The sequence below is a fragment of the Bacillota bacterium genome, assembly GCA_013314855.1.
In the GTDB taxonomy this organism is placed as follows: domain Bacteria; phylum Bacillota; class Clostridia; order Acetivibrionales; family DUMC01; genus Ch48.
In genome coordinates this window covers 1-26119 of the sequence record JABUEW010000059.1, presented here as the reverse complement: position 1 = coordinate 26119, position 26119 = coordinate 1, and the positions used below count along the sequence as shown (strand labels likewise).

Here is a 26119-nt window from a genome sequence, read left to right as displayed (position 1 = left end):
GGTTATAGTGTTATCCGATGACTTAAACGTATGGTTAAATTTATGTAATATTATTATATAATTGGATAAAATTACTAACGCAGCCACTATTAATGGATAAGAATAAAATTTTCATGCTTCAGCTCTGACTAAAAATATTTATAATTGACAAAATAAGGATTATGTTATATAATATTTTTGGATATGGAAATATATAACTTTTATGGAAACTATAATTATAAAAGATATTAATAGGGAAATACGGATGATTAGGTGAATAATATGTTAAGATTAAGCTTGACAATCGCAGATAAAGATAAAGCGTATGTAGAAAGTCTTGTGGGGTTTTTGATGGATAAGCACCCACATAAATTTCAGGTGAATTTCTTTACCAATGAGGAGTATCTTAGGGATTTTCTTTCAAAAAATGTAGAAAAAACAGGTATACTCCTTATTACTCCAGACTTTTATGACAATTTGAAATCTAATGCTTGGGAATCTAATATCCCTGAATATAAGATTAGGATGCCTGTTTTAATCCTGTTGACCGACAATGAATCTCTTTCAGCATCCTGTACCCTTAACACTGTTTACAAATATCAGCATGGTGATAAATTGGTGAGCGATATTATACGCATATATGAAAGTCAGTGTAAAAATATGGAATTACCACTAAAAGATGTGGAAAAAAGAGGATTGGAGGGGATAAATAAAACAAAAGTAATCTCGGTTTATTCTCCTGCCGGAGGTGCAGGAAAAACTACAATTGCTGTAAATGCATGTATTCAATGTGCCCGGGAGGGGATGAGGGTGTTTTATCTTAATTTCGAAAATATAAGTTCAGAGCCTTGCTTCTTTAATTGTAATTTTAAGGACGGGTCCTGTGAGAATTTTTCCAGCATTATATTTGCCATTAAAGAAAAGGATAAAAACCTCCATGTAAAAATTGAGGGAATTAAGTTCAGTGATGCTGCGTATAACATCCATTATATACCGCCTTCCGATAGTGCCCTGGAAATGGAAGAAATGCTACCGGATGAAGTTAAATATTTACTCCACCAGATAACATTGACAGGATATTATGATATTATTTTTGTTGACTTAAACAGCTCTCTGAATGAAAAAAACATGGCTGTAATGGAAGAAAGTGACGAGGTTATATTGATTCATGCTCCGGATTTGGTGTCGAAGCAGAAAGTTATAAGTTTTTATAAGGAACTTCAGATTTACCGGCAAAAGAAAGGCTTAAACTTACATGATAAAATAGTATTGGCAGTAAACAAATATGACGATAGCATTCCCAAAGAAATTAAGGATGATATTGATGAAATATGCACAATTATGGGAATTACCCAATATTTTAAAATTCCCGTCAATAATCAGGCCATGGATTACCAGGGGGATTACCATGGTTCATACATAAGGAGTAAAGCAGGAGAATTAAATAGTTTTAACAAAGAATTGCGCAAATTAGTGAGTAAATATACTAAAGGTACTACTACAGGTAGAAGCAGGTGAAATAATCCAATGTCAATGTGCAATCTTATAAACGAAATAAAAGCTATAGTAAGTGATAGAGTGGATATTAGATCAAATATTTCTGATGCCGAGATTAGAGAACTGATTACCGGTGTAGTATTTGAAAAATCGCGACAGTCTTATCTTAGTATAAAAGAAAAGCAGGAGATTGTGGAATCTGTTTTTAACTCTATGAGAAGGTTGGGTATTTTGCAGCCACTTATTGACGACTGCTCTATAACTGAAATTATGATAAATGGGCCGGATAATATTTTTATAGAAAGACAGGGAAGTGTACATAAGCTGGACATTAGGTTTGAAAATGAAGAAAACCTTGAAGATATAATCCAGTCCATAGTTTCAAAAGCAAATAGGGTGGTGAATGAAGCTTCGCCAATTGTTGATGCTAGGCTTAAGGACGGTTCTAGGGTAAATGTGGTTTTAAAACCCATAGCACTGAATGGACCGGTCATGACAATCCGAAAGTTTCCAAGTGAGCCTGTAACAATGGAAAAACTTATGGAATTGGGTTCTATCACCCTGGAAGGGGTACAATTTTTAAAGAATCTCGTAAAAGCAAAATACAACATTTTTATTTGCGGAGGTGCAGGGTCTGGTAAAACTACGTTTTTAAATGCTCTATCGAATTTTATTTCCGAAGATGAAAGGATTATTACTATAGAAGACTCTGCAGAACTTCAAATAACGGGCATTAAAAACCTGGTCAGGTTGGAAACAAGAAATGAAAACATGGAGGGTAAAGGAAGAATAAGCATAAGGGACCTTATTAAGACTTCCCTCAGAATGAGGCCTGAAAGGATAATTGTAGGAGAAGTAAGGGGAGAAGAAGCCCTAGACATGTTACAAGCTATGAATACCGGACATGACGGCTCGTTATCTACGGGGCATGGAAACTCTCCGAAAGATATGTTGAACAGGCTTGAAACTATGGTGTTGAGCGCAGCACCTTTACCCCTCCAGGCAATACGCCAGCAGATCGCCTCTGCCATTGAAATAATAGTACACCTTTCCAGGATGAGGGATAAATCCAGGAAAACCCTGGAAATAACTGAAGTGGCCGGTATTAAGGAAGGCCAAATAGTATTAAATCCCTTATTTATATTTGAGGATGAGGGAGATACTGAAGACGGGATGGTAAAAGGTTCTCTTAGAAGGACCGGTAATGAAATGGTAAGAAAGGCTAAATTTAAAGGGGCAGGTATTAAGGTATAATGGGTGTTGCTTTACGAGGAAAATTATATGGGGGGAATTACAATAAAATGCAAAATACAGACTATAATATATATATAATGTCTACAAAAGAGAAGTTCTTTAATATCATAAAGGTTGTGCCTCTGATTTATCTTTTAAGCTATTTATTCTATAAAAGCCATATATTAAGTATTATATTTAGCCTTGGGGCATTATTTTATCCAAGTTTTAAGGTAAAAAAGATAATAAAAAAAAGGAAGGAAGAACTAAATATCCAGTTTAAGGATATGCTTTACTCCCTCCAATCTTCCTTATGGGCAGGAAAACCTATCGAACTTGCCTTTGGAGAAGTGGTGAAAGACCTCCGGATCCTGTATCCTGATCCTGCCACCTATATTATACTGGAAAGCTCTTGCATAGTAAAAAAAATTGAAATGAATAAAACAGTAGAGTCTGCCATTCAAAATTTTGCGGAAAGGTCCGGTGTTGATGATATCAAGGATTTTGCGGAGGTACTGCAGATTTGTAAAAGGACAGGAGGAAATCTTGTTGAAGTGGTTAAAAGAACAACATGCATTATTAACGACCGGATCGAAATGGAACAGGATATTAATACAATGCTTGCCAAAAGGAACCTTGAGAGAAAAGTATTGAATATTATGCCTGTTATGGTTTTGGCACTTCTTTCAATTACTGCCGGAGATTATATTGGTCCTGTATACACCACTATAGCCGGGAGGATTGTAATGACATTAGCGGCGTTGTTGCTTGTTGTAGCATATCTTATATCAAAAAAGATAATGGATATAGAAATGTAATATATAATAGGTGAATATATGGGTAAATATGGAAGCCGCGGTTATATGGAAAGTTTATAAAAAAGGAGGGAATTAGGATGGGAATTGGAATGGTTATAGGAGTTTTTGTCCTGTTATTGGCGGTTATTGCTTTATATTCAATTTCAGCGGGGAAGTATGATGCCTTTATAAAACCTTTGGATAAAAAACAATACAAATTAATTAAAAAGTTTTTACCCATAGGACTTTATATTATGGACAGAATCCGATACAAGTACGCTACCCGATATGATAAGTTGCTCCTGGTAAAGATCACGGAAATTTATGGAGCAAAAGCTGCGGGCTACCATCTGAAAATCCATTGGGCCAATAAAATTGTGATTTTTATATTTGGGCTGTTTGCTGTTGCCTTTATAGGCTCAGGGATAAATGTAGATGAAGGGTCGGGTATTGATTTTACATATATTGTATTTAGTCTCTTTTTTCTTGCATGTATAGTATTTTTACATGACAGGGAACTGGAAAAAAGATTAAAGAAAAGGCGCCTTTCAATCCAAATGGATTTTCCCGGTTTTTTAAATAAACTTACCCTGTTGGTAAATGCAGGACTGACAATAAGGAGGGCCTGGGAAAAGATAGCAGAGGAAAATAATAAGGACTCGGATTTTTATAAGGAGGTGGGGATTGTAATTGGCGAGATAAATGCCGGAAAGCCTGAGTTGAAGGCATACGAAGATTTTGCAAGAAGATGCAGGATGGCTGAAGTTGCAAGGTTTATTACAATAATCCTGCAGAATATCAGAAAAGGAAACGATGAACTGGTATCCATACTGAGAGTGCTTTCCAATGAAAGCTGGGAGATGCGTAAGAACGTAGCTAAGAAACTTGGTGAAGAAGCCTCCACAAAGATGGTAATACCTTTAATGCTTATGTTTATAGCAATACTTATTATAGTTGCAACTCCTGCCATATTATCCATTTCTCAAATGTAAAATAGAGGCAATAAGTTTTAAATTTATTCTAAAATTTATTCTAAAAGAAATAAATGTGGGGTGACAGTGAAAATGGTAAATTTATTGAAAAATTTCCTTAAAGAAGAGGACGGCATAGGGACGGTAGAAATTGTAGTGATTATAGCAGTACTGGTTGGAATTGCCCTGATATTCAGGGATGCAATTATTAAGTTTGCAGTAAAATTAATGAAAAATATTTTTGGGGATGATAGTTTAATAGAAGATATAAACAGCAGAGGTATAAGAGATAGTAATCCTGTCAATTAAACAACAAGCACTGGTTGACGTATATCTTGGGGGGTAGGGTACCGATGATAAATACTTTAAAAAACGGGGTAAGCTTTGGCTATGAACGGGATGATTTTGCTAGCTATCTGGTAATTAAAGCAGAAGATGAAGGTAAAATTGTTAATTACCAGGTTGAAATGATCGTAAATAATAAAATCCCCGGCTTGTTGCCTGTGTATGTAAGGCGAAAGAACAATGAAACATATTTTTATTATAATATAACTTCAAAAATTACTCTTTTACAATTTCTCAACAGGGTGAAGATAAGAAAAGAGGAGCTTATAAATATACTGCTGCAAATTACTGAAATAATGCTTACAGGCATGAATTTTCTTTTATACAATAAATGCTTTATTCTCCAGGAAAACTACATATATATAAACCCTGCAACTTATGAAGTCTACCTTTTATACTTGCCGGTCCCGGATGATACGGATGTTAACCGGACATTGAGAAATTTTATTATTAATCTGATAATATACTCTGCTGATATTGCAGATGAAAACACTTCCGACAACTATATCCAAAAAATTCTGAATTATGTAAAATGCGAAACCTTTAATGTTTCGGATTTTAACAGGCTATTGGTACGGTTGGGCAATGGAGAAGCTGAAGAAACTCAACAGGAAGATGAGCTTTGGGAAGCGAACGGAAAGGATAAAGTAAATGAAATGGCCAAGAATACATCTTGCAATAAATCCCGGGTTAAACAAGGAGGCTTTCGACTTACACAACGCAACTCTGCCCTTACTATTGCAGCCATGTCACAGCTAATCATAATTTTGCTGGTTTTATCAAGCAGGAATTTACTTAAATTATTAGGAGGCGATATTAAAACTGCATATATTGCTGTAGGGCTTATTATTATTGCAATAGAAATACTTATTTTTAAAAACTTGTTCGAGAGAAAGAAAACTGAAAGGATAAAGGGAGATACCGGTAGAAAAAGTAACGGCATATATAATATGAGAATGAGAGTAAATTCAGTGGATGCAGGAACTGATATAGATACAGCAGACTATATGGATACAGTAAGAAGTAAAGATTTAGCGGATAATATGGCGGATAGTATGGATGTGGCAGGAAATATGGATAACGCAGGTGATATAGGTGTGGTAGGTGTTATTGATACAACAAGTGCTATGGATATTGGGGCAGGTATTAATACGGATTATGGAAGCAATACTGTCCTGCTGGCAGTAGAAAAAGAGGAAAAACCGTTTCTAAGGTATGTGGGAGATGGGTTTATAGAAGAGACGGTTGTGAGTAAAGAAGATTTCCTGATAGGAAGATTACAAGGGCAGGTTGATTATGTTATCAAAAACAGTGCTGTAGGGAAAATACATGCTCAAATAATAAGCCGTGAGGGCAAGTATTATATAAAAGACCTTAATTCAAGGAACGGGACATTTATAAACGAAGTAAAAATTAACAGTAATACGGAGTATGAAATAAAGGACGGGGATAGGATCGCTTTTGCTAATAGTGACCACATTTTTATATTGCGATAAAGATAAAAATATAAAAACAACGTAGAAAGGCAGGTAATGAAAATGAAAAAAATACGTGTAATAGTTATTTCAGCAGTAATTGCAACTATACTAATGGCCAATTACTTAACAATGGTGGCATCCGAAGAAGAAAGCGTACCTGAGCCTGGGTACAGGGTCGAAAAAATAGAAGCTGTAACCTGGGAAGAAGATGAAGAAGCAACCACAACCGGTTTTAGGAAAACACCGTTAAAAGAGAGGTTGAGGACTATAACGGAATCGGAAGTGAAGGAAACGGTAAGCAGGTTTGTCGATGTGGACAATCACTGGGGCAGGGATTGCATAGGTAAACTGGCCCTGCTGGAGATAGTTGCCGGATATGGCAACGGGAATTTTGGCCCGGAAGATACTCTTAAAGTGGACGAATTTATAAAGATGACGCTGAGGTCAATGGGGTACAAGGTGGAAGAAGGGACGGGATACTGGGCAGAGCCGTATATAAAGCTGGCAAAAGAGGAAAATCTTATCGAGGAAAATGAGTTCAGCGACTACAGGAGGCCAATCAGGAGGGAAGAAGCCGCAAGGATAGTGGTTAAGGCAGTGTTGAAGGAAGAAGAAGCACCCATACCAAACCATACAAGCTATGCGAAGCGCAGGATACCGGACTATGAGGAAATAGGGGATAACTATAAGCAACACGTGTTGTATTCTTATAGCCTCGGACTTATAACAGGTGTGGGCAACGGTGTATTTATGCCCAAGAAGAACCTGACAAGGGCAGAGGGCAGTACCATCATAATAAGGGCAATAGACGAAAACTCAAGAATACCGATGAAGCCGGAAGATAGCGAAACGGTAACTGTTTGGAATAACCTTTATAAAAGGGAATACGTGATATATCCACCTTTGAAGCCTGAGATAATAGACGTGATACGGGTTATGAAAATTGCTGCCACAAAAAGCAAGGTAAGCGCACTTATGCATTTTAATATAGAAAACAGTATGGTGGGAGTAGCTTTTTACAACAACGAAGAAGATTATCAGAAAGGCACAATATTTAAATCAGGTAGTTTCAGCATAAGCCTGGCTGATTGGGATTTAAACAGAGGGAGTGGATACGAAATTGCCATATTTGAGCCTGACAAGGTGAAAGAGCTTCACAGGGAAGCATACGTCGAGTTGTTCAATTACTTGTTTGAAAAAGACGCAGACAGGGCAATAAAGGAATTCGACTACTACCTTGACATAAAAGACGGCAGAGAATTAAAAAAAGAGATGAAGTTTAATGGCAGGAGGACAATCTTTGCAAAGTTTCAAGGTGAAAAGGGTTTTGGAATGGGAATAGCAGTAAAGGATAATTAAAAACCACATATATTAAAATACCATATATATAAAACACAGGTGACACAGTAAAGGAAGGTGAAGAGATGAGGGCAAAAAGGGCAATAGGGATCATACTTGTAATTCTGATATTTATAATGGTATTGACACCGCCGTATACTTTTGCGGCAGACGAAAGCAAAATGTACTATGAGAGCGGTTTTTCGCCAATATTTTACAGTGAAAGCAACCAGGACATATTTGAAAGCATAAAGTACCAGCTTCCGCCCAACACACCAAAGGCAATAACGGTAAACGGAAGTATGTTTCCCTTTAACTACAGGCTCTGGTTTGCCAAAAACATAGTGGTGTACGGCGACTCTTCCGTGTGCAATCCGGGGCCAAACGACTTCAAGCCTGAAAGCGATAGTCCCTACGGTGTTGGGTACTACAGTAAAAACGGGGTAAGGGGCGAATACCGTTACCACGGCTTTGACGTTGCCGGCAACAGGTACAGCAATACGTGGTTTACCATTGACACCACCACAACGTCAAGCATAAACGATAACAGGTGGCTTTACAGGCCATGGGATAAGACAACTCACAATTTGGTTAATAGAAGCCCGTACAACGAAGCAGCAGAATGGCCAGTTAACGAAGATAATATAAAAACAAAGGCATGGATCAACAGGCCCATCCAAAAGGATGGCGTAACCCTGACGTTTGAAAATGCAGAGATGCCAAACATAAGAGAGGCCAGCGCTTATATACACATAATGTCGCCTCCATCAATCAACTATCCCGGGGAGGGGAAGGCATGGCACCTGTACAATAATAAAATTTATTACCGCACCTTTACAATAGACAGGCTTGACCATGCGGACAAGCTGATGACCGACGTTGAAACTGCAGTGACGGTGTTGACGCCGGCTGAAAAGCTGAAAGTGCTTGACTACGGTACTGGCAATACACAGGAGTACCTTAACGGCGAGGTAGAAGTAGAAGTGCTTGTAAAAGGGATACTTAAGGACGAAGCCTACTACAATGACGATATAAAGAAGGTGTCAAGATATACCAGGTATGACGTAAAAGACTGGACAATATCTTTGGGGACGGAGGAAAAGTGCGGATTAAAACCAAGCGGGCCTAATACCGGTGAGGCAAGATTCACGCTTAAATTTAAACGTGCGACCATATTGCAGCAGCAGGAATGGCCTCTGAACGGCAAGGCGAGGGTAAACTTTTTGAACAACAACAGCAGCGAAAAATCAGCCGGCAATATACTGAAGTTTACAGTAGAAAAGGTAGACGTGCCGATAAAAGACAAGGAGATGACCGGAGTACAGGCCGGATTGGAAGTATTGGCACCGCCGGAAGTTTTGACTGTGATGGACTATGGGCAGGCCAACACACCTGAGTACCTCAACGGTGTAGTTTTTGTAGATGTACGGATCACAGGTATACTTATGGACACAGCGTTTTACGATAACCCGCAGGAAAGGGAAAAAAGATATAACAGGGATGACATACACAGTTGGACGATGACCTTGAACCAGGAGTCACAGCATAATATAAGGCCAAGCAGCTATCAAAAGAATAGGGGAGAAACAATAATAACTCTCTGGTTTAAAAGAAGCGATATATTTCAACAGCAGACATGGCACCTCAGCGCAAGCGCAAAAGCAGTATTTACGGATGCCAAAACCAGCGAAGGAAACGTAACGGGGACAGTAGTATTTACAATCCGGCAGGCAACGCCGGGCCAACAGCCACCGCCTGAACCTGAGCCTGAGGAAGTGGAAGAACCGCCCCCTCCGGCCGTTATAGCACAGCCTGACTGCCACATGCCAAATGAGGGCTTTGACATTATTCCATTTCCGGCTTACGACAACACCGATTTAAGCGGAGTTTTATCAAGGACTGTATATATTAACGGAAACGAACTTTTGAGTGCCGAAGAATTTTTTAGCGGTACATATGTTTTTGGTGACGGGAATGACGGGCTAAAGAGGATAGACGTGACATATGAAAGCGTAGACGGGATTACCACATCATCAACACACTGGGTGTATGTGTATTCTACAAAGCCAAAAGCGCAGTTTAAGATAGAAGGTACATTCAAGGAAAACAGGAAACTTGCTGCAACTGAAAACTGCAATGAGGGAAACGTACAGATAGTGCTGCAAAACTATCCTATAGTGTCTTACCGGTGGAATTTTACCGCTGTTGACGGAAACATATCATCATTAAATATGAGGAACACGGGAAGCAGCAAGTATAAGGAATTTATGTACAAAGAGCCGGGCGTATACAGGATAGCCTTGACTGTAACCAATAGCTTAGGCAGGACATCAGACCCTTATATTCTTGATGTATTTATATACGAAGATACACTGCCTGCTGTGGAATTAAACATATGGAACGGTGTCCTTACCAGGGGCGAAGAATTAAACCTGCACTATTCGGCAAGCAGCGTTGACGGCGATTATGTTGTATCAAAGAGCCTTCAACTTTACTATGACAGCAATAATGACGGTGAGTGTGAACAGTTGGTTATGACCTTCCCCAATGGTGAGTTTAGCGGCTTTGCTCCTGACAAACTGGGCAAATACAAGCTGGTGGCAACAGCCGTTGAAGACTTTGGACAGGATACCCTTGCAGAATATATAACTGAGTCCGACAAAAAGAGGAAAACCGTAGAAAACGAATTCTTTGTGGATAACCTTGCACCCATGACTGATATATATATAAATGCACCCATAGTACAATCGGAAGTAGACCTGTATATCATGATGGATAAAAACTTAAGTGATACAAAAAGGCAGTATATAACCTCAAACAGGATAAACTTCAACAACACTTTGCGGACAAAGAACATACTTCCCAGGGTGGAAACGTGGGATATGAAAACATACGAATATTCACAGTATACTTATGCGTCATACAGTTACGGGACATCCTACCCCCCGCAGACGGTATACTACTCTAGCGGCGGTTACTCGGGAACACTGAACAGGTATAACGTAGTGGATAATGGCCAATACCGGGATTTTGGAGGGTATGAAACAAAGACCGAATCAAGGGAGTTCATAAGGACACACAGCAATATAATAACAAGGTTGTATTGGGAAGGATACCTGTATTCGACAACGGAGTCCAATCCTGAGCCGTCAAGCTATTATATAAACGAAGACGGGTACAGCGGGTATATACCGAAAGTGAGCAGGGACGGGCCTTATAACCGGCAGGTGACGAATTACTATTCGTACAAAGACTTTACAAAGTACCATTCCAATACGGTGACAGATTGTTACCTTATTGGGGGTGGCCTGGTGTCCTCGACACAATCCAGTCCGGCACCGTCAAGCTATTATGTTAATGAGGACGGGTACAGCGGGTATATCCCCAGGACAGGCACTAATGGTCCGTATAACAGGCAGGAATGGTATTCAGGTCCTTACTGGTATGTAAGGCAGACTTTTGAAGCTGTATACAGCGGTACATTAAGCAAGATTAAGTCGCAGGAAATAGTGGAAACATATATCAGCACATACAGAGGTACGCTGACTAAATCAGTGCAGGTATGGGTTCCCGACATTAGATGGGTAAGCGACTACACGGGCTATTATTCCGGAACGGTTTACAAGTATGTCCGGCAGCCATACACAGACCCGTTCAGGGCTACATCAGACAAATATGTGGTGTATTTCAGCGATGGGGTAATAAATGAATTGCCTGATCTGCAAATGGTAATGTCAAAAGCAGATGCCAAACTCATACTTGTGGGGGATGACAGCATAAAAGAACAGATAAACCATGTTCATTATATACCAAAAGACAGGCCAATAGAGCAGATTATGCAGGAGGTACTGGATTATATTGCTGTAAACAGCCCGGCTGTAGAAAAACATTATGTAATTGCCGGGGTAGATGTATTTGACATTAAAACAATGAACTTTGACGAAGAAAATGATCCTATTGTTGAGCAGAAATTCCAGTATGTGCAGAACCAATACTATTTTGACAATCCAATAGGAATGGAGAGTTTTACAGTAACGAATTTTTCTCAAGATAGCAATTGGATTGACACCAGGGTAAACATATTTAATAAAACAGGGGAATTCAGGATATTCAGGAGGATAAGGGATTTGCCTTCATTTGACTCCAACTTTGTAAATTATTCCTACTATTCGGGAATGCCGGAACTGATAATATACGCCCACAGGAAACCAGTTGCAAACGCAGTGCTTGATTGGGACTATGACGCTACCAAGGGCGTATACAAAACTAATTGGGTGTGCCTGTCCTATGACCCGGACCACCAGTATTCGAGGCAAGACAAGGGGATTGTAGAAAGAAAAATCATGTTCAGGAGAAATTTTGGAGAGTGGTATTATTACATTCCGGAAGAACTGATGCCAGGAAATTATGAATTGAAGTATTACGTCAAAGATGTTGAAGGGGTATGGTCTGACCCGTTTACTATGAATTTTACCCTGGAACAGGCGCCATCCATGCAGTTTCTTGATGCCAAGTTACGGTCCCAGGACCCGGAATTCACTCTAGATGCTATGCCTGCTTCCGAATATCTGGAAGTTTATGATGCATGGACCAGGTACCCATACGATGTTAAGCTGGAAATGGCACTATACAGCGGAAGCACAAGGGTAAGCCCTGTTAAGACTGTATACTACAGTAGTTCAATCGCTACCAAAGACGGCAATAATATATGGTGGAATGATATAAGCTACCGGATACCGGATACGGTAAAAGACGGAACCTACGCCTTCAAAATAGCTGCTGTTGATGTCAACGATCCAAATAAACGCGCTGAAAAAAGTTTTACGGTAACGGTCTTTACCCCGATTGAACTTGTCCCCCGGATGCCTGAAAAAGTTATGACCGGAATAGCTGCTGATATATCTGCAACTACAAGAAAGTATGCAAACACTGTAAGGGTTATTGTATTTTATGGGACAGACTACCAGAGGACACTGGAGCTTTCAAGCATACCTGGAGGTAGTACAAAGGAATGGATAAATATATATAATATTCCGTCCAATATACCTGAAGGGACATACAAGGCAAGATATATAGCAACAACACCCTGTGGTAAGAATGAAACACAGGATGTGGAATTCAAAGTTGAGGCACTAAAAATTACCGGAGTAACCATAGAAGGGTATTGGAACCACTGGAGGGGACAGGTGGATATATTTGGCAAGCAACTTACAAACGAACCTCACAGGTTTTTAAGCCTGGAAAGGGTAAAGATAAACGTGTATACGGACGGATATGCAGACAGGATTGAAATACGTTTCAGCCCGGAACTGGAAGCTATGAGATATAAAGATGAGTATGGCAATTGGTATGATTATAAAGAGGATTTTAAACTAAATTATGTATACTTTCCCCAGGTATTTACATTGGATAATACGAAAAAAGAGAACCATATATACTGGGAATATGTACTGCCTTTAGCTGAAAGTACAATATCATGGAATGATATACGCAAAAAGCAACCGTATAAAATGGAAGTGACGGCCTGGAAGGGTGGAAAGTCGGTAACCTATGTGGTAGATGATATGGATATAACCGGCAACATCTACGATTTAACTTATATACAGCCACTTAATTAAATTACAGCCACTCAATTAAATATAGCAACTTAATTAAGGCGTGGAGCTATGTCAAAACCCAAAACAAGGTTCAAGACTCAAAGCAAGATGTTTCTATCATTATATGGGTCATACATAAAAAATGCGCCCTGTAACAGCCCCTTGCCCGAATTCTTCGGGCTTTTCATTGCTAATGCCGAATTCGTAGAGAAGGGCCTTTACGATTCTTTCTGAGGCGTTGCCATCTCCATAAGGGTTAACTGCTTTTGCCATCCTGTTATATTCATCTTCACTATCCAGCAGCTTAAAAGCAAGGGCAACAATATTATCCCTGTCGGTGCCGGCCAGAGCTACTGTTCCGGCTTTTACCGCTTCCGGCCTTTCAGTTTCATTCCTGAGTACAAGGACCGGCTTCCCGAGAGAGGGGGCTTCCTCCTGGAGACCTCCTGAGTCGGTCATAACCATGTAGGATTTGGCAATAAGGTTGTGCATGTCCTGTACATCAATAGGGTCTATAAGATGCACCTTTGGATGGTTTCCAAGTATATTCCGGACAACTTCCCTAACGGCAGGGTTAAGATGTACAGGATATACTATTTTTATATTGTCATATTTATCTGCAATTGCTTTAACAGCTGTGCAGATATTCTCCAATGGAGTCCCTAGATTTTCCCGCCTGTGAGCTTCTACAGTTATTATCCTTTTATTAGCGAAATCTACTTCATGGAGTTTTTCGCTGTGGAATATATAATCTTTTTTGACTGTTGTTTTCAGGGCATCTATAACTGTATTGCCCGTAACATATATCTTTTCTTCATCTATACCTTCTTTCAGTAAATTGGATTTATTTGAAGAGGTAGGGGCAAAATGAAAATCCGCCAATACCCCTGTAAGCCTCCTATTCATTTCTTCAGGGAAGGGATAGTATTTATCGAAGGTCCTCAACCCTGCTTCTACATGACCTACTTTTATCTTTTTGTAAAAGGCGGCAAGGCTTGCAGAAAAACAGGTTGTGGTGTCACCATGGACAAGTACTATATGGGGTTTTACTTCTTCGAAAACGGAAGCCGTGCCTTCCAGTGATTTGGTTGTAATATGTTCTAAGCTTTGCCTGTCCTGCATTATATTAAGGTCATAATTGGGGACTATATTAAAAATATCAAGGACCTGGTCAAGCATCTGCCTGTGCTGCGCCGTAACACATACAATAGTCTCAATTTCATTGCTTCTCTTAAGCTCTTTTACAAGGGGAGCCATTTTTATGGCATCAGGCCTTGTGCCGAAAACTATTGCTACTTTTAATTTTTGCATTATACTCATCCTACCCCATCCCATGTTGTTTTAACAATATATCAACGGTTGTCTGCTTTTTTCAGTACTTTCATTGTCATGCTATTGCTTTTTTCTGTTCCTTTATTAATAGTATTTGCAGTCGCCTCTTTTTTGTCTTCAAGGGGATTTTTACTATTGAGAGATTCCAGGTCAATATCATCATTATTATTTGTAAGGCCGACCATATACCTGGCACCTGCTATAATAAAGGCAGAAACCAGAAGGAGAAGTATAATGGCACTCAAAGCCCCTTTATCCGTAAGGACAACCGCACACAGTCCCAGAGCTGCACTGGCAATATATAATATAATTACGGATTGTTTTTGGCTTAAACCCATATCTATGAGCCTATGGTGCAAATGTCCCCTATCGGCGCACATAACCGGCTTTCCATTTATTAATCTGCGGAATATTGCAAATATTGTATCAAATAAGGGTAATCCCAGGGCGAGTATAGGTATAGCTATGGAAATTGCCGTATAAGACTTAAACATACCTTCTATAGATACTACTCCGAGGGTGAAACCAAGAAAATATGCACCCGTACTACCCATAAATATTTTTGCAGGATTAAAATTAAAAGGAAGAAATCCTAAGGTTGCTCCTGCAAGTGCAGCGGTGATAATTGAAGAAAACGGGCCTACTACCGGTGTAAGCAGTGATACGAAAAACAAGGTTAGCGAAGATATTGATGCTACTCCAGCTGCAAGGCCGTCAAGTCCATCTATCAGGTTAAGGGCATTGGTTATACCGATTATCCACAAAATGGTAAGAGGATAGGACACATAAGGACTTAACTCTGTAACTCCTACCGGGGAAAATGGGTTGGTTACACGTTCAATTCTTGTATCTGATATAAACATTACTGCAAGGGTAGCTAAAAGTTGAAATAAGAGTCTTACTTTAGCATTCAAGGGTTTAATATCATCAATAGCGCCTACCATGACAATGATTGTTATTCCTGCAAGTAATCCTACAATATCCCGGAAAGACTCCAGCCATTGATTTCCTGTCAAAAGTGAACTAAGGATGGTGAATAATACCGAGATAACAAAACCGCATACAATAGCCAATCCACCCATTAAGGCGATAGGCTTTTTATGCAACCGCCTACTATCCTTTGGGATATCGATAGCCTTCAGCTTAATTGCTATTTTTCTGACTATTGGTGTAGCCGAAAAAGATACAATAAAAGCTACTGCAAAGGATATAATGTATTCATAAATCATATTCATAATGATATCACACCTTCTTTTGTAAAATGCTTATTTTATATAAAACCCAATAATAAAGTTAATATATCACAATATATCACATCGTAATATATTATATAACATATCACATAAATAAGTATTTCCGTTACAAAATAATAAATACCTAATTAATACTTCAATATTTCATAAATAATTCCAATTAATCCTGCACAAAACTTAATGGTGGTTCAAACTTTACTACCCGTATTTCTGCTTCCCTTAAAAGCGACATTGCCAATTCGTCGGGATAATCACCTTTAAAAACAATTTTTTTTATTCCTGCATTGATTATCATTTTAGCACATAATACACATGGCTGTGTGGTAACATAAAGTGTTCCACCCTTCACGCTTACTCCTGAATATGCCGCTTGTATTATGGCGTTTTGCTCGGCATGGATACCTCTGCACAGCTCATGCCTCTGCCCTGAAGGAATATCCAATTCCTGCCTGAGACAGCCTATTTGTGTACAATGTTTACAACCCATGGGAGCTCCGTTATAACCGGTAGCGAGTATACGCTTGTCTTTTACAATTAAAGCTCCCACTTGCCTCCTTAGACATGTTGACCTGGTTTTGATTAACTCAACAATTTCCATAAAATATTCATCCCATGTAGGCCTCAAGATTCTACCCCCATTTTTTCCATATTAACCTGTTTATTCGATGTAATTTTTCTGCAAATTGTTTCATTTCTATGTTATTCTATTCTATTCTATAAAAATTTTTTTCAATTTCAATAATCTTATCCACTCTTCTCTTGTGCCTATCTTTAACAAACTCTGTTTTGAGCCACGTATCTACAATATCTAGGGCAAGGCCTACTCCAAGTACTCTACTGCCTAAGGCGAGTATATTGGCATTATTATGCTCTCTACTCATTTTTGCCATATAACTGTCCGTACAAAGGGCAGCCCTGATACCGGGGACTTTATTGGCAGATATGGAAATTCCTATGCCTGTCCCACAAATAACAATGCCTTTTTCACATTCTCCATTTTTAACAGCTTCGGCCACAGCAAGTCCGAAATCCGGGTAGTCAACTGAAGTTTCTTTACAATTTGTCCCAAAATCTTTTACCTCATAACCTTTTTGGACAAGGTAATCAATTATTTCCTTTTTTAATTCGTAGCCTGCATGGTCGCTTCCTATTGCAATCATAATTACACCTTCCAATATCTTATTTTACAGCATTTTACACACTTATGTCAAAGGTAGTTTTGTTACAAAACTATTAACATTTTGATAAGGCTATTTATGTCTCAATTTCCTGTTTTAACCTTTGAATTAGCTTATCTATAGCTTCTTTTATATCCCCGGCACACTGCCTATAAACCTGTATAGACATACCGTAAGGGTCAAGAATATCCAGAGTAAAATCATAATCGTCAGCTATATCTTTTCCGAAATACTCTTTGGTATTTTTCCCTTCGGCATATTCCTTTAAAGTGTATACTCTGGGTTTTATGTCCGGGAACAAACGAGTTATAGCATCCTTATGATTACGAGTCATAGTTAATACTAAATATGCATTCTTTATATCTTCATACTTAATTAGCCTCGCTTTATGAGAGCTAATATCAATTCCCCAATCTTCTTTCAGAGATTGGATTGAATTTGGAGAAGCGGAGTTGCCGTTTATTGCCATTATTCCTGCAGAGGAAGCAGTAAAGTGTTTTGACAGGAGAGGATCATTTTCAACGGCTTCATTAAAAAAACCCTCTGCCATTATACTCCTGCATGTATTTCCTGTGCAAACAAATAGTATTTTTTTCAAAAACAACACCCCTTATGGCTTATAATCTAGGCTCATAATCTAATTATATTATAACCTGCAGCTTTATTCATCCTATTCATAACAGCCAGCCCTATTCCTGTTTTATCTATAGCTTCTGCAAATATTACCTGTATATTCAAGTGGTCAAACTCTCTAAAACAGTTGAATAGGTTTGATGCAATTATATCCGGATGGTTCCTGTCGCCCATGGATATAACTACAGGACTTCGGTAAAAATTTTTGGTTTGATCTGTGGCGAGAACACCAACCCGTATCCCTTCTTTTTCATAACCAATAATTAATTTATTTATCTTATTAACGACTTTATCAAGTTCGCCTTCCACAATTACCAGTTTTGCCTTAGGAGAATAATGTTTATATTTTACTCCCGGGGACTTTGGGGTTGCATTATTGTTATTTCCTTCAGAAATAAGGTTTTCTTTTGAAACAAGATCCGGATCCAGTTCTACTTCACCCAGCACTTCACGCAACTGTTCTAATGTTACCCCTCCGGGCCTCAATATTGAGGGGGGAAAAGACGTTGTGTCCAATACTGTTGATTCAAGGCCCACATGTGTAGAACCACCGTCAATTATTAAATTGATTTTCCCCGACAAATCTTCTAATACATGGCTTGCTAATGTTGGGCTCGGTCTACCTGAAGAATTTGCACTGGGTGCAGCTATGGGAAGCCCTGCTTCCTTTATCAGTGCCAGCGCGATGGGGTGTGAGGGCATCCTTATTGCAATAGTATCAAGTCCTGCAGTTATTTCATCCGGAATTACCGGGGATTTCTTGAAAACGAGGGTAAGAGGACCGGGCCAAAATTTATCAATCAGTTTTTGGACTCCACAAGGCATTTCAACAACAAGTTTATCAATTGATTTAATATCAGCAATATGGACAATAAGAGGATTATCTAAAGGTCTTCCTTTGGCCTTAAAAATTTTTTTTACAGCTTCGCTGTTTAATGCGTTTGCTCCAAGGCCATATACCGTTTCTGTAGGGAAAGCAACCAAACCGCCATTTTTAATAATTTCGGCAGCGTAAATAAGCTTGTCCTTTTCAATGTTGTTTACATCTATTTTTACTACTTCGGTCTTCAACTCTGCACACGCTCTCCTTATTATTGATAACTCACAATAAGATATCCTATACGATATCCTATACTAAGTATAATACATTGAAAAGTGTATTGCACTATTTTTTTCGGGCGCATTTTCCCATGACCCATTATATTCCGGAAATGGTTAATTATAAATTGATATCATTATACCACAAACTATACCCAATACGTTACCAATAGAAGATAGTCGACCAAGGTAAATTTTTTTTGATTCAGGCACCAATTCCACAAAAACAATATAAAGCATTGCTCCTGCTGCAAAACCAAGGCAGGCTGCTATAAAATCCGTTGATATTCCACCCAGAAGGGCTCCTAGAAGTGCGCCTATACCCATAGGAATTCCCGATAGCAAAGTATAAAAAAAAGTCCTGGCTTTGGTAAAACCTCCTGACCGCATGGGTAAAGCCATGGCAATTCCCTCAGGAATATCATGTATCACGATAACCAGGGTAACAGTAGCTCCAAGCCTTAACGAAGCCTGAAATCCGGAACCTACGGCAAATCCTTCAGGAAAGTTGTGCAGAGCAATTCCTATTGCCATAAGGACACCGGTTTTTAAAAGATTGCTATTACCTCTGCTTTTCTTAAAAAAGTCCGATTGTTTTATATAATTTTCAATCAGCATAATGGCTATTATTCCTGAAAATATACCTGTAAAAGTAGTAATAGTGCCGCTAAGTTCAAGCGCTTCAGGTATAAGCTCAAAACAGACTACGGCAGTCATCAACCCTCCTGAAAACTCTAAAATGAAACTGAGTAGACGATTGTTTATCCTATTAATAGCCAAGGCCATTAAAGCACCAATACCTGTACCTGTTATTCCTGATATAAGGCCAAATAAGGTTATTTTTGCTAAATAGGCCATATATGTTACACCGCTATTCATTACCCTGCAACCAACATAAATGATCTCTAAATGATAATTATTATACTATTTATATTTATATTCATGATTTGCGGATATAATGTTCATTTATTCTTCATTCAAAACACCCTCAGCTAATTTTTTTGCTTGGTCGGTTGTAATGAGGGCATCAATAATTTCCTCAAGATCCCCATCTAGGATTTCTTCAAGCCTATAAAGGGTCAAACCTATCCTGTGGTCGGTAACCCTCCCTTGAGGGTAATTGTAAGTACGTACCCTTTCACTTCTCTCGCCGGTACCAACCTGGCTTTTCCTGGCCTGGGCAACCTCGGCTTCTTGTTCAAGTTGCGCAATTTTGTAAAGTTTAGACCTTAAAACCTTCATGGCTTTTTCTTTGTTTTTGTGCTGGGAGCGTTCATCCTGGCAAGTAACCACTATACCTGTAGGCTTATGGGTAATTCTTATTGCGGAATCTGTTTTATTTATGTGCTGACCTCCGGCTCCTCCTGCCCTAAAGGTATCAATTTCGAGATCTGCAGGATTAATATCTACTTCTACTTCATCAACCTCAGGCAATACAGCTACAGTGACAGTGGAAGTATGAATTCGGCCGCTTGATTCTGTGGTAGGCACTCTTTGGACCCTGTGGACACCACTTTCGTATTTTAGCCTGCTGAATGCGCCTTTAGCTTCTATGGAAAATACAATTTCTTTGAAGCCGCCCAATTCAGTAGGATTGGAATCTAAAACTTCTATTTTCCAGTGATTTCGTTCTGCATAACGTGAATACATCCTGAAAAGCACCCCGGCAAATAAAGCAGCTTCTTCTCCTCCAGCTCCTGCCCTTATTTCCATAATAACGCTTCTTTCATCATTAGGGTCTTTAGGGAGAAGGAGTATTTTAAGCTCCATTTCTATTTGCTCCAGTTTCAACTGGGCTTCTTCAAGCTCAGATAAAACCATATCGTGAAAATCTTTGTCGAGCTTTTGCCTAAGTAGCTCTTTTGCTTCACTGATATCCTTGTTTACCTTTTTATATTCCCTGTACTTAAATACAATGGGTTCCAAATCAGAGTGTTCTTTTAACAACTTCCTGTATTCTTCATGATTGTTTATAATTGATGGATCACTTAATTTGTGGTTTATTTCTTCATACCTGTATTCAGCATTTTGTAAATTACCAAACATATTTCACCTCAATTTTGCCAATTTTGAAAGAGTTATTTATTTGCCTTTTAAATATTCTATCATAAATAAAAAGAACACAAAAGGGTTTTGCAACTAAACCCAGGTATGCAGTACTGATCGCATATAGTACAGGTAAATAATATATTACGTCAGGTGGTACTCACACATATTGAGCCTTTGCATATACTGTTATTAGTTTATTTAGATAGTCATTATTAATTATGGAGGATAATAAAAGTCTTATGTAAGTATAGTAAAAATTGAGATCAGAGGAGGAATCAACGTGGTTAAAGGCCATATTAAAAGGGTTTTTCCGGGTGGAAACACCTCGCAGGGATTTTACAGTTATTATGATTATATACTGGGGCAGGAGGAAGCTTCAAGAATATTTGTACTAAAAGGCGGTCCTGGAGTAGGAAAATCAACTTTTATGAGAAGTATAGGAATGGAGATGGTAAACAGGGGTTATGATGTGGAGTTCATGCACTGCTCAAGTGACAACAACAGCCTTGACGGAGTAGTAATACCAGCATTAAAGGTGGCATTAGTTGATGGTACGGCACCTCATATTGTGGATCCTAAAAATCCGGGAGCTGTTGACGAAATTATCCACCTAGGGGATTTCTGGGACTATAAAGGTATAAGGGAAAACAGGGAAGCTATACTCAAGGACAACATGGAGGTAAGAAGATTATTTGACAGGGCTTACAGGTACATAAAGGCAGCAGCCTGCTTTTATGAGGATAACGCCGTTATATACGGGTGGGCCATGGATGCCGCTCAGGTCAATATTCTTGCCAAACGCTGGAGTGATGAAATATTTGCGGGTAATGACATAACAGACAAAGAAGGAAAACAAAGGCACTTGTTTGCAAGCGCCATAACGCCTGATGGTGTAAAGAATTACCTTGATACAGTACTGACTACCAAAAGGATATATGCTGTAAAAGGTTATCCGGGTACCGGCACTGAAAAACTCTTGGAGAAGATAAGACATGCAGCTTTAGAAAGAGGATTTTATACCGAGTCGTATTATTGTGCGCTGCATCCTCAGAAAATTGAACATTTGCTTATTCCGGAGGCAGATGTTTCCTTTACGACGGTTAATGATTACCATGATGTTAACGTGGAAAAATTTTCAGAAATTAACCTTAATCAGTTTTTAGATAAACTTGTTCTTGAAAAATATTCGGATGTTTTAGAGTTTAACATGTCACAATTTAATTTTCTCTTACAAAAAGCTGTGGAAACCATTAAAATGGCAAAAGCCGTACACGACAGGATAGAGAAACATTATATTGGGAATATGGATTTTGAAGCGAAAAAGAGATGCATGGAGGCAACTCTTGCCGAAATATTGGAAGAAGCTTCCCCCAAATACTAGAGTGATATCGTTTACTAAATTATTATGTATGATATCTTATGATGCAATATTATTTTAATATTAAATTGTATCCATAGCGGTAGGATTTTCTTTATAAAATAAGGTCATAATATTACTTTTTTGTAAATTTGTGCAACAATAGTTATTACTGAACTTACGCAATGATTGTGAAAGTTGGATAAAGAGCCTAAAAGTGGCACTTTTTTATAGTTTCTGTCCATCTGCATTGGTCAACTTTCCTTATAGCTTCTTTTGCCTTTAGTAAAGATTCCTCAGCTTCTTTATTAATATTTAAACGTGATAGTACAATTGATTTTCTATAGTATCCTTTAGCTGCTTCGTAATCGGATTCCAGCTGTTCGGCAAGATTTATGGATTTATTATATAAATCCAGGGCATTCTCATATTCTCCCATCAGCATTAGTATAATACCTTTGAATCGCATTGACCTTAATCTTTTCATATCATTCTTTGCTTGTTCCGCAGTATAAATAGATTTCTCACAATAATCCAGGGCACCCACCAGGTTATTATTTATAAGCTCATATACGCCTTTGTATTTAAAATAATCACTCATATATGATATTTCATTGCAATCAGTAAAAATTTTGTAAGCCTTTTCCAGCATTTCGGTAATGCCTTCATAAGACTTATTCTTTAAATGAAGCCTTACAAGGCCTATATAATTGATACCTTCTTCACTCGGCAGGCTGTGCTTTTTTGCTATTTCAAGTGATTGGCCATATTTTTCAAAAGCATCTGCATATTCTCCCCTTTCATACATTAAATCTCCCAGATTTAATAAAGCCAGACAAAAATCATATATTAGAGATACTTTTCTGGAGGTTTCCAGCACTCCATTAAATAATGACTCAGCCTTATTAAACGAGCCTTTCTCCATAAACAAAATTCCCAAACTTATATTACCTGAAACCAGGTTTTGTACATCGGATATTTTTTCTGATAGAGCAATAGATTTGCTATAATATTCCAAAGCCTTTGATACCATCCCGGACGAATGGTAAATTATACCCAAATTTCTGGAAACTTTAGCCATTGTTCTTAAATTATTTACCCTCTCCGCATAACCGTATGCTTTATTCAGGTAAAAAAGCGAATTGTCTACATCACCTTTTGCATAGTACATATAGGCTGCTTGCCGCATTGTCTCGGAAAGGTTATCGTAATCTTTGGTTTTTAGCAGGACCTGTTCGGATTCCTCTGCTACTTGTAAAGCTTTAGGGTCGCCCTGCATGCGTAAAATAGTACATTTTTGCTGTAATAATTGGCCGTAGATGCTGTTATTAGGCCTTATCCTGGTTTGGATTTCGCTTATTATACCAAGAGCATCGTTATACAGGCCCTTTTCCTTATAAATATCCAGTATCATAAGTTTTATTGTGTAAATATCATCTGATAAGGTAGCAATTTTTAGAGCTTTGTTTAAATTTTCTAATGCTCTGTCATAATCAGCTATTATAGTATATATGTACCCTATATTTATAAAAGCATGGACTTCTTTAGAATTGGATTCTATTCTATTATTAATATTATTAACTCCGGCTATTTCAAGGTATTTATTAAAATATTCCAGTGCACTGCTGAAATTAAAATTATTTTTATGTTTCAAAGCAGTTTTATAATAGTATTCCTCTGTTTTTTTTCTGAGGCCTGCTTTTTCAAAATGTATACATAAAACTTCATAATAATTTTCCAGTTCATTGGCGTATTTTAATTCTATGAATTCACCTATCCTTTTATGAATTTCATACCTTTTCTTTTTTAATATACTGCTGTATATAACTTCTCTGGTAGTATCCTGGTTAAATGTATAAACCTTTTCGATTGTTCCGGATATGGCATGAGTGGATTTTAGGGAAATAATATTCATTAATAAAGGTGCGGCAAGCATATTTTCTATATTACTGCCGTCACCTAAAATATTTTTTATCCAGGACAGTTTAAATTCCTTTCCTACAACAGAAGCCACCTGCAGAAAGTATACCGCGTTATTATCGAGCTCTGCTAAATTGGCTAGAATAATACTTTCAATAGTATTAGGCAGCGAAGTTATTTCGGCATCATCAATATATGCTGTACCTTCTTTAATAACGTAATTTTCTTTTTTCTTAACAGCAGCTATAAATTCCTTTATGTAAAGCGGATTACCTTCAGTAAACTTTATAATCGAGTCAAATAAACTCCTATCTATATGAATGCAGTTTAACAGATGACATGACAGAGTGTAAATTCCATCTGTACTCAGCCTGTTAAGTTTTAAAACATGCAATGACTTTTCCTCTGTAATTATTTGCTCATCCATACAGTATTGTGATGCAAATATAAAAGTTGTATTTACTCCGGAAAGCTGTTTTGTCAGTTTGTTTATAATATCCATTGAACTGGAGTCTGCCCAATGGATATCATCAATAATGAAGATAATGTTATGCTTTTTCAATAGGTTATTAAAAAATATAACCAGCTGATTTAAAATTTCTCTTCCTATATCGTCATAGTTCATTGAATTAAGTATGTTCTGAAAATCATTTTCCCTATCCAAACCCATCAAAATACTTAAAAAATTGAAATTTTTCTGTTTTTCATCCTCGCTGTAATCCTCTAATATATAGTAAACATATGATATTAACCTGTACTTTTTTGCATTGCTGCTATCGTCTGCTTTGATATTCATTATACTATGCAGCAAAGTGGAAATCACGTAATTAGCCCTGTTTTGAAATATGGAGTTGCAATCTACCCATATTTTCTTTACATTATCCGGCAATTTTGAAACAAATTCTTTTATAAGGCTTGTCTTGCCTATACCCGGTTCACCTACCAGAACAATACGACGGGTTTCTTTTGCGCTATTATAAGCTGAAAGCAAAAAATCAAGTTCAGTGTCCCGCTCTACCAGTAAAGTGTCATAGGAAGAATTAAATTTAATATTCTTCGGGGAATAACAGCGTATCGGTTTTGTCTTGTTTTTGACTGTTATCTCTCTGGCCTCGGAATAATAAAATAAATCCCTGGTTTCTTCATAGATGGAATCAGAAACAAGAATTGTGCCTTTTTCTGCAGCAGCCTGAAGCCTCTGGGCAGTATTAACAACGTCTCCCATTACAGTATAATCTTTGTCAAAATAATTTCCTATACTTCCTGTGACAACAAGTCCGTAATTTATTCCAATTGATATATCAAGCTTCAAACCCATGGAAGAAAGCCTTTCTTTAGAAAATTCACTTAACAGGTTCAGCATTTTCAGGGCGCACATGACAGCGCGCCTGGGATCATCGCTATGGGAGTATCTTGCGCCAAATAAAACCATTATACAATCGCCTATATATTTATCAATAGTACCTTCAAGCTCATAAACAGGCTGCGTTATATAATCGAAGCATTGATTTATTATCTCCCTGACTTCTTCCGGGTCCATTTTTTCAGATAAAGCAGTAAATCCTGATATATCAGCAAATATTACAGCTACATTCTTCCTGTTTTCAGGGAGAATATCAAAGTTTTGAACTGAACTTTGAATATCTGGCTTTGCAATTTGAGCGCCGCAATTAAAACAAAAATTTGCTCTTTGAGGGTTGGGATAACCGCAAGAGGAGCATTTTAAAGGAGTTTTCATACCACACAAGTGGCATCCTTTAACATCGGAGGATGGGAATTTATAACCACAATTAAAACAAATCATATAATCACCCCCTAATTACCTTTGTGTTAAAAATAAAGGTACAAGTTCTATCTATAATCTAATATAAGTATACTATATTTCTTTATCTAATTTAATATTTATATATTTATTAGTATTATATTTACATAAATATACTCAATTGCAAAAGTAAATTCCACCCCTACGATATCCGACAGTGGAAATTACTCTTACAAATTTAAGGGTGGAATTTAACAGTGCAAACTTTAACAGTGCAAACTTTATCAGTGGAAATGTCAGAA

At 37.9% G+C, this 26119-nt stretch carries 18 protein-coding genes; 9 read left to right on the top strand and 9 right to left on the bottom strand.

The window, feature by feature from the left end; genetic code table 11:
- Positions 1 to 261: 261 nt before the first annotated feature.
- The 8 genes from HPY74_11475 to HPY74_11440 all read left to right on the top strand — a co-directional run bounded on the left by HPY74_11475 (position 262) and on the right by HPY74_11440 (position 13256).
- Positions 262 to 1497: an AAA family ATPase gene (locus HPY74_11475; GenBank protein ID NSW91269.1), complete on the top strand. Its 1236-nt coding sequence runs from the start codon at positions 262 to 264 to the stop codon at positions 1495 to 1497.
- Between the two features lie 9 nt (positions 1498 to 1506).
- Positions 1507 to 2730: a CpaF family protein gene (locus HPY74_11470; protein ID NSW91268.1), complete on the top strand. Its 1224-nt coding sequence runs from the start codon at positions 1507 to 1509 to the stop codon at positions 2728 to 2730.
- 47 nt (positions 2731 to 2777) lie between these two features.
- A complete protein-coding gene (locus HPY74_11465) occupies positions 2778 to 3527 on the top strand; it encodes a pilus assembly protein TadB (GenBank protein ID NSW91267.1) in 750 nt (249 codons plus the stop codon).
- A gap of 56 nt (positions 3528 to 3583) precedes the next feature.
- Complete coding sequence (locus HPY74_11460) at positions 3584 to 4498, top strand: type II secretion system F family protein (protein ID NSW91266.1); 915 nt, start codon at positions 3584 to 3586, stop codon at positions 4496 to 4498.
- A gap of 72 nt (positions 4499 to 4570) precedes the next feature.
- Entirely contained in the window at positions 4571 to 4786 is a 216-nt protein-coding gene (locus HPY74_11455; protein ID NSW91265.1) for a hypothetical protein, read from the top strand.
- Between the two features lie 44 nt (positions 4787 to 4830).
- Positions 4831 to 6318: an FHA domain-containing protein gene (locus HPY74_11450; GenBank protein ID NSW91264.1), complete on the top strand. Its 1488-nt coding sequence runs from the start codon at positions 4831 to 4833 to the stop codon at positions 6316 to 6318.
- A 42-nt stretch (positions 6319 to 6360) separates the two neighbouring features.
- Positions 6361 to 7659 carry an S-layer homology domain-containing protein gene (locus HPY74_11445; protein NSW91263.1) on the top strand — a complete coding sequence of 433 codons (1299 nt, stop codon included), beginning with the start codon at positions 6361 to 6363 and terminating at the stop codon, positions 7657 to 7659.
- Between the two features lie 65 nt (positions 7660 to 7724).
- Positions 7725 to 13256: a hypothetical protein gene (locus HPY74_11440; protein ID NSW91262.1), complete on the top strand. Its 5532-nt coding sequence runs from the start codon at positions 7725 to 7727 to the stop codon at positions 13254 to 13256.
- 108 nt (positions 13257 to 13364) lie between these two features.
- On the opposite strand, the gene wecB is transcribed toward HPY74_11440, so the two are convergent.
- From wecB to prfA, 8 genes are all read right to left on the bottom strand, one after another.
- Complete coding sequence (wecB, locus tag HPY74_11435; GenBank protein ID NSW91261.1) at positions 13365 to 14546, bottom strand: UDP-N-acetylglucosamine 2-epimerase (non-hydrolyzing); 1182 nt, start codon at positions 14544 to 14546, stop codon at positions 13365 to 13367.
- Between the two features lie 41 nt (positions 14547 to 14587).
- Positions 14588 to 15796: an undecaprenyl/decaprenyl-phosphate alpha-N-acetylglucosaminyl 1-phosphate transferase gene (locus tag HPY74_11430; protein ID NSW91260.1), complete on the bottom strand. Its 1209-nt coding sequence runs from the start codon at positions 15794 to 15796 to the stop codon at positions 14588 to 14590.
- Between the two features lie 184 nt (positions 15797 to 15980).
- A complete protein-coding gene (locus HPY74_11425; protein NSW91259.1) occupies positions 15981 to 16445 on the bottom strand; it encodes a cytidine deaminase in 465 nt (154 codons plus the stop codon).
- A gap of 79 nt (positions 16446 to 16524) precedes the next feature.
- Complete coding sequence (gene rpiB / locus HPY74_11420) at positions 16525 to 16980, bottom strand: ribose 5-phosphate isomerase B (GenBank protein NSW91258.1); 456 nt, start codon at positions 16978 to 16980, stop codon at positions 16525 to 16527.
- Between the two features lie 94 nt (positions 16981 to 17074).
- Entirely contained in the window at positions 17075 to 17596 is a 522-nt protein-coding gene (locus HPY74_11415; protein ID NSW91257.1) for a low molecular weight protein arginine phosphatase, read from the bottom strand.
- Positions 17597 to 17628: 32 nt separating this feature from the next.
- The gene (locus HPY74_11410; GenBank protein ID NSW91256.1) at positions 17629 to 18702 is read right to left on the bottom strand and encodes a threonylcarbamoyl-AMP synthase; all 1074 of its coding nucleotides are present in this window, start codon (positions 18700 to 18702) and stop codon (positions 17629 to 17631) included.
- 144 nt (positions 18703 to 18846) lie between these two features.
- Positions 18847 to 19587, bottom strand: a complete 741-nt coding sequence (locus tag HPY74_11405; protein ID NSW91255.1) for a ZIP family metal transporter — start codon at positions 19585 to 19587, stop codon at positions 18847 to 18849.
- A gap of 108 nt (positions 19588 to 19695) precedes the next feature.
- A complete protein-coding gene (prfA, locus tag HPY74_11400) occupies positions 19696 to 20775 on the bottom strand; it encodes a peptide chain release factor 1 (GenBank protein NSW91254.1) in 1080 nt (359 codons plus the stop codon).
- Positions 20776 to 21058: 283 nt separating this feature from the next.
- Between prfA and HPY74_11395 the strand changes: the two genes are divergently transcribed.
- Positions 21059 to 22159: an ATPase gene (locus HPY74_11395; protein ID NSW91253.1), complete on the top strand. Its 1101-nt coding sequence runs from the start codon at positions 21059 to 21061 to the stop codon at positions 22157 to 22159.
- Positions 22160 to 22346: 187 nt separating this feature from the next.
- Here the strand turns inward: HPY74_11395 and HPY74_11390 are convergent, their stop codons facing one another.
- Positions 22347 to 25859, bottom strand: a complete 3513-nt coding sequence (locus HPY74_11390; protein ID NSW91252.1) for an AAA family ATPase — start codon at positions 25857 to 25859, stop codon at positions 22347 to 22349.
- Between the last annotated feature and the right edge of the window lie 260 nt (positions 25860 to 26119).